Genomic DNA, 6,456 nt, shown 5'->3' on the forward strand with positions numbered 1-6,456 from the left:
CCTCCGGTGAGCCGGCGCCCCCGGCGACTTCATCGGCGACCTTCCCGTCAAAGCCGACATCCACCCGGCAGGCCTGCCCATCAGCACCTCCACGATCGAGGTGTTGCGACGACCCATTGAATCCACCCTGGCTGCCCCTGTCCGAGTGGACAATGGTCTTTCGTGGTTCACGAAACGAGACAAAATTTTTCAGTGCCCTCACGGCCAGGGACACCTTCATACGTGAGTCGATGGAGTAGGTCAGCGCTCACGTAATTCCTCAGGTCGAGGGGTTCGCGCTCACGTAATTCCCCATCCGGATTGGCCGTCGCTCACGTAATTCCCCATGGGGATGGGGGGCGCGGCGGCGCGGGTGTGGCCTCGCAGACAGGGCAGTCTCGCTTCCATCGATGTCGGTGGGAGGGGACCCGATGGCGAGGGAGACGTTCGAGATGATCGACCTGATTAAGTTGTATGAGCACTGCTGGGCGCAACGTGCCCAGTCGCAGATCGCGGAGAGTCTGGGGATCGACCGTAAGACGATCCAAGAGTATGTGGCGCCGGCGCAGGCCGCGGTGGACTCCGGCTAGTTGGTGAGAAGTGCTTCTGTTCAGCCGGATTGGCGCCCGCTGATCAGTGAGTGGTTCCCGGAGGTGGGCGACTCGGCTTTGCGGCAGGTGACGTGGCCGGCGATCGCGTTGCACCGGGACTACATCCTGAAGCAGCTGGGGCGGGGCGTCACGCAGGCCACGATCCATCAGGGTCTGGTTGACGAACACGGCCTGGATACGTCGTATTCGTCGTTGAAGCGGTCGGTGGCGGCACATCTGCCGGAGGAAACACGCAGGGCGCAGGGGACGGTGCTGCGGCCACCGGGAACGGTGACGCCGGGCGATGAGGCTCGGATCGACTGCGGCAAACTGGGTTCTTGGCGGGATCCGTCCCGGCCAGGGAAGCCCCGGGTCAGTATCTGGGCGTTCGTGATGGTCCTGGCGTGTTCCCGATTCATGTTCGTGCGCCCGGTAATCCGCATGAATCAGGAGTCATGGACCCGTGCCCATGTCGAGGCATTCGCGTTCTTCGACGGCCTCCCGGCCCGGCTGGTCCCGGACAACCTGAATACCGGCGTCGACCGCCCGGACCTGTATGACCCAAAAATGAACCGTTCGTATGCGGAGACGACCACGCACTACGGAATCCTGATCGACCCAGCCCGGGCCCGTAAGCCCAAGGAAAAGCCCAGAGTTGAGCGGGCCATGCCGTATGTTCGTGACTCGTACTGGCGGGGGCGTGACTTCTCGTCGCTGGAAAATGTGCAGGACACCGCGATCACCTGGTGTCGGTTCGTGGAGGGCCGGCGCGCCCACCGTGGACCGGAGGGCGCCGCTCCCGCGACCGTGTTCGCCGCCGTCGAGGCGCCGGCCCTGAACCGCTACCGGCCCGGTCGTTCGTCGTGGCGACTTGGACAACGGGCAAGGTCGGTCCCGACATCCACGTCGAGGTCGGACCGGGCCTGTATTCCGTTCCCTGGCAACTAATTGGCGAGCGTGTCGAGGCCCGGTCCACGCCAAGCAGCGTGCAGATCATCCACAACGGCAACGTCGTGGTGACCCACCTGCGCATCCAGCGGGGCCGCGCCACGATCTTGGATCACTATCCGCCGGAAAAGATCGCCTTCCACCAGAAGACACCGACCTGGTGCCGCGACGCTGCCCTGGACATCGGCCCGGCCTGCGTCGAGGTCATCGCCGGGCTCCTGGCCGAGAACGTCCTGTTCCGCCTGCGCGCCGCCCAAGGCGTCCTGGGCCTGCGCCACAAGTACGGCCAGGCCTGTCTGGAAGCCGCCTGCGACCCGGCGATCCGGGACGGTGATCCCTCCTACCGGACCATCAAAGGACTACTCAGCGCACAGACCTAGACAGCCGACGGCGACAGTGACAGCGCCGAAACAAGCAGCCATGACCGGGTTCCTGCGTTCCTGCGCAGGCGGGAGGGCCTGTTCGAACAGCCAGACCCGCTTGTCGTTCCCGGCCCAGCCGTCGTCCACCTGTCCACCACGAACTCCGAACCCGCCCCGGCGCCGTCACCTGCCGCGGTGCCTGCTCCCAGAACGGAGACCCAGACGTGAGCGTTCTGGAAGCCGGGCTCCACGACACCCTCAAGGCCCTCAAACTCACCGAGATGCTCGAAACTCTTGATCAGCGTCTGGCTCAGACCCGCGCCGTGAGCCTTAGATCCGGGTAAAAGCCCGATGGAAGCGGTCGGCTACCTGCACGGCATCGGGTGCGCCGGTGCGGATAGCCTCGGCGTAGGCTCCAGAACGTCGCGCAGACGGTTCCCACGCCAGGAAGGTCCTTGAGCCGACCGTTCCAGCGGCGCTGCTTCCCGTCCGGGTCGGAAGTCGATGGCACGGCTGGTGCCCATGTCGATGAGACCGTGGCGGAGTTGTTGCCCCGGCGCAGAACGAAGTCGTCGACTCCGAGGCTTGGCACCGGCTCAACAGCTGGCGCAGACGCTGAACTGATGTCATCCTGACGAATCAGCCTGCCAGGATGAGAGTTTGAACGGCCTTGATCAGGTTGGTGGCGTCGCTGGGGCTGGATCGGATCTTGCGCAGGATGCGCCAGTTCTTTAGCTGGGAGTTGGCGCGTTCGCCGATGGCCCGGATGCGGGCGTGAGCGGTGTTCGCGGCCCGCTGACCAGCTGAAAGAGGCTTCATCTTCTTCGTGACCGGGTCCTGGCGGCGGCTGCGCAGCGGCGTCCGGACGTTCTCGGGCGAGCCCTGGTAGGCGGTGTCGGCGAAGGCCATCACCCCGGCTCGTTCCAGGGCGGTGAGGATGTCGTGGTGGCGGGCGGCCTTGATGTCGTGCACCGATCCGGGCAGCGCGGGCGAGACCCAGACCAGCCGGCTCGCTGGATCTGCCAGGACCTGCACGTTCACGCCGTGGACTTTCCATTTCCCGCTGTAGAACGGACGGTCTCGTTTCGAGGCCATCATGACCCGGTCGATGCGCAGCAGGCTGCCGTCCAAGATCACGAACGCCTTGCCCTGCGCGACCTCGATCGCCTGCGCGAGCGTGGGCGCCATAGCGGCCAGCAGGTCAATGCCCTCGCGGACGTAGCGGTAGACGGTGCGGATCCCGATGCCGAACCCGCAGGCCAGATCGGCATAGGTCTCGCCTTTACGCAGGTAGGCCAGGACCAGCAGCGCCTGCCGGCCGGGGTCCAGGCGGCGCCAGCGGGAGCCCATCTCGCGGCGGGCTCGGCGGATCGCTGCGGACAGGAGATTCAAGGCGCGACTGGACACAGCCATGCCCGACGGGTAGGAAAGAATGTGGAGCCCCTGGTGGTGCGGATGATCTAGACAATCCCCGTCCTACCAGGGGCTCTTTCGCGTCTCGGACCGGGGGTCAGGCACCAAGATCAGGATGACAAGGGCTCGCTGACTAGTAGCAGCGCGTCAGGCTCGACAGCCAGGCCCAGTCGCCCGGCCAGTCGCGCGCCGGCCCGTCTTGCCAATGCCAGACCAACGGCGCTCAGCATGGCTCGGGCCGGTAGAGTGTAGCGGCCGTGCTGCCGCGTCAGCCCTGACACTTGTTCGACGGAAGCCATTATGCTGCGGTCCAGATGTCATAGCGGAACCGGCGCACCGATAGATCGCTCTGGACTGGGACCCCTGTGACGGCTCCATAGGTAAGTCTGCGCCGGTACCGGTCATGCACTTGCGCCGATGATCGCATGCCGCCCGGACACAGGGCGACAGCCACAGGACATCTTCCGGTGCTACCGCTCGAAATGGGCCCATGGCTATGGCGCCGAAGCCCTGAGCGGTAGTCGCATCACTTCACGCAGCGCCCGTCTGATCTTTTCCATTGCAGAAGACATACAAGCTCGGACGGGGGCAGGGCCGTCCACCCTTGAGCCCTTGTATTTAGATGCCTTTCTATTGCTCGCCTGTCCGTCGAAATAGTATGCCGATGTTAGAGAATCGGTTCAACTTGCCATCTAGATCCCGTCTAAGGATGAGACGTGCTTTGGTGTCTTTATTAACTGTCAATCACAGGCGCGTTTGGCTCGAGATTTTTGTTGTTCTGCGTGGATCACGTCATGGTCAATAAGGCTTTGCGCGCTGTCGTGCAGGGTCGATGCAATGGGACGGAGGTGAAGGCCCAGTTCTGCTGTTGCCTTCTGGCTGGACAGATGGACCTGTCGTCCGAGGTCGGGCAGGACGGGGCGAAGTGTGGGATCCGATCTGGACAGCAGCCACATGCTCAAGTTTGATCGGCGGCGAAGCGGGACACGCGCTCCTTGGGGACCGAAGTGTGCGGCGAGAAGTTCCGCCATATCCGGCAGCCAGGTGGCTGGTCCTGCGCATAGGTAGCGATTGCCTGATGCGACTCTCTTTTCCAAGGCCAACCGGTGTGCAACAGCTAGGTCGCGTACGTCGGTGACGTTGAAGCTAAGATTCGGTACGGCCCGCATGGAGCCGTCAAGCAACCGCTGGACCGTCCGCATTGAAGCGTTGACATATGGATTTTGCAATGGGCCGAGAATGTGGCCGGGATTTAGGGTAACCATCTCCATCCTGTGCCCTTCCGGGAGTGTGTGGATGAATTGCCAGGCGGCCTGTTCGGCAAGCGTCTTGCTTTTCTCGAAGGTTGAGCGACCTTCGATTAAGGCCCAGTCCTTTTCAGTGCAAGGACTATTTGCAGATCTAACGTGGCCGGCGGCCGCGGCTGCGCTGCAAGAGGTGGTGACAACTCTGCAAACGGTTCCGCTGTGGGCAGCGGCCTGAAGGACTCTTAAAGTTCCTTCTACGGCTGTGCGGATGACGCACAGCTCCTCTTGCGCGGCACCAGCCGAGGAGGGAGAGGCGACGTGAATGACGTAGGCGCAACCGGCCACCGCATCTGCCCAGCCCTTGTCGCTGTCCAGTTGAGCATGCACGAGGTGCAGGCGCCCAGGATGGCGCGCGGCGATGGTTCTGAGATGAGCCGTTCTGCCCTCGGGCGTGGTCTCACGAATGGTGCCACGTACGGCATAGCCGTGGTGGAGCAGTTCCTCAATGATGTGACCTGCTGCAAAACCTGCTGCGCCAGTGACCAATACCGTTGTGGGTGGGGTTGGTGCCTCACCTGTGTCTGCCTGCGGCATAGGCGGGGATGCAGGCGCCTGCTGGGGCCAATAGAGGTGCATGTCGAGAAACCTCCCACTTGGTGAAAAATATCTAGCTCAGAATGACTGCGACCGGGGACATCTCCCGACCTAGAGTGAGGTCCCTGCCCCTCAGCCCAGGGAGCAGCAGGGACCTCACGATCGTCAGGGCTCGTGTTGGTTCAACGACAACCAATTCCTGCGAACACCGACAACGAGATACCTCACGTGCAGGGGCGAACCGAGGTAATCATGTCGTTCCAGCCACGATCGCCCAGGTTGGAAATGCGATCGCCAGGTGCCAAACTCATCCGCTTGCCGTGGGACAACGCGTGTTCGCCGAAGCACCACTTCTGGTTGGTACGGTTCCAGACCGAAGAGATGGAGTCGTTCAGGCCGTGAGTAGAAAGGTCGCCCGCTCCGTCGCCGTAGACGGGGGCCGGCGCGTTCTCCGGGAAAATCGGAGATTCCACACCTCCGAAATGGTGGGCCAGGTCCGTGTACCAGTTGGTGTAGCCGGCGTCCTGCCAGGTACACATGCTGCCGGCGCTACAGGCAGCGACCGTCGCCGCGGGCGCGCAACGATGCGTCACCACGGGGTTTTCATAGCTGCCTGAGACGACGACTTCCGAGTCGCAACTCTTGACCTTGCGGTTGCTGAGTGTCTTGAACTGCTTGGTGGCCGGTTTCTGAATGTGAATGTAGAGATCGGCTCCTTCGCTCTTGGGGAAGAGGTCACAGTATCCCGGTTCGGTGAGACCCCCGTTGGAGTACTTACCAATCACCGTTCCAACCCCCACCGAAAGGATTTCAGCGTTCGATGTCGTGTTGCAGAACCGTTCCTTGTATTTCCGTGGAGCTGCGGCTGCACGGACAACACCTGCGTCGTGGGCGATCAGCTGACTGGCCTGAGGGGCTGCAGTCCGGTGCGCAGTCGAGGCGGCCGCCGCTGTGTGCGACAGTGCGGTCACCGTCAAGGTTGCGGCCAGGGCAATGCCCACGGCGACGCCCCTTTTTGTCTTCTGCATGATTGTCCTTGATTGTTGAAGCGGATGGCGCGGAGGCGCCAACAAGATCACGGGCATCAGTGAGATGTGGTTCATCACAGAACGGACACAGTTGCTGAAGCTTTTCGTGGGGCGTGCCGAATGACTAGTCCGTCGCGTTTCCGCGGTTCAGTGTGATCCTGAGCCGGGCTGCTCATGCCTAGTTGTTCCCGGCCATGACGTTGGTGACGCCGGTGTGGAGCCGCTGTGCTGGAGGCTGGTTCCTGGCAGTGGTGTGAGCTCGATGGTAGTTGTAGTAGATGTTCCAGGTGGGGAT

At 62.8% G+C, this 6,456-nt stretch carries 6 protein-coding genes and 2 pseudogenes; 3 read left to right on the plus strand and 5 right to left on the minus strand.

Annotation, left to right across the window (positions count from 1 at the left end; genetic code table 11):
* Nucleotides 1–202: pseudogene (locus tag QSK18_RS35505) on the minus strand (hypothetical protein); the annotation flags it as partial.
* A 208-nt stretch (nucleotides 203–410) separates the two neighbouring features.
* Here QSK18_RS35505 and QSK18_RS35510 point away from each other — a divergent pair.
* From QSK18_RS35510 to QSK18_RS35520, 3 genes are all read left to right on the plus strand, one after another.
* Nucleotides 411–569 carry a hypothetical protein gene (locus QSK18_RS35510; RefSeq protein ID WP_285628921.1) on the plus strand — a complete coding sequence of 53 codons (159 nt, stop codon included), beginning with the start codon at nucleotides 411–413 and terminating at the stop codon, nucleotides 567–569.
* 63 nt (nucleotides 570–632) lie between these two features.
* Entirely contained in the window at nucleotides 633–1,517 is an 885-nt protein-coding gene (istA, locus tag QSK18_RS35515; RefSeq protein ID WP_285628924.1) for an IS21 family transposase, read from the plus strand.
* Nucleotides 1,433–1,897 carry a Mu transposase domain-containing protein gene (locus QSK18_RS35520; protein ID WP_502894330.1) on the plus strand — a complete coding sequence of 155 codons (465 nt, stop codon included), beginning with the start codon at nucleotides 1,433–1,435 and terminating at the stop codon, nucleotides 1,895–1,897. The genes istA and QSK18_RS35520 overlap by 85 nt, the downstream gene beginning before the upstream one ends.
* 621 nt (nucleotides 1,898–2,518) lie before the next feature.
* Here the strand turns inward: QSK18_RS35520 and QSK18_RS35525 are convergent.
* The 4 genes and pseudogenes from QSK18_RS35525 to QSK18_RS36210 form a co-directional block, all read right to left on the minus strand.
* Nucleotides 2,519–3,313: a transposase family protein gene (locus tag QSK18_RS35525; protein WP_285628937.1), complete on the minus strand. Its 795-nt coding sequence runs from the start codon at nucleotides 3,311–3,313 to the stop codon at nucleotides 2,519–2,521.
* A 719-nt stretch (nucleotides 3,314–4,032) separates the two neighbouring features.
* Nucleotides 4,033–5,175 (minus strand): NAD-dependent epimerase/dehydratase family protein, encoded by a 1,143-nt coding sequence (locus QSK18_RS35530; protein WP_285628931.1) that lies wholly within the window; start codon nucleotides 5,173–5,175, stop codon nucleotides 4,033–4,035.
* 182 nt (nucleotides 5,176–5,357) lie between these two features.
* Entirely contained in the window at nucleotides 5,358–6,161 is an 804-nt protein-coding gene (locus tag QSK18_RS35535) for a peptidase inhibitor family I36 protein (RefSeq protein WP_285628934.1), read from the minus strand.
* A gap of 178 nt (nucleotides 6,162–6,339) precedes the next feature.
* A pseudogene (locus QSK18_RS36210) lies at nucleotides 6,340–6,456 on the minus strand (IS481 family transposase); the annotation flags it as partial.

Source organism: Kineosporia sp. NBRC 101677, assembly GCF_030269265.1.
Taxonomy (GTDB): Bacteria; Actinomycetota; Actinomycetes; order Actinomycetales; family Kineosporiaceae; genus Kineosporia; species Kineosporia rhizophila.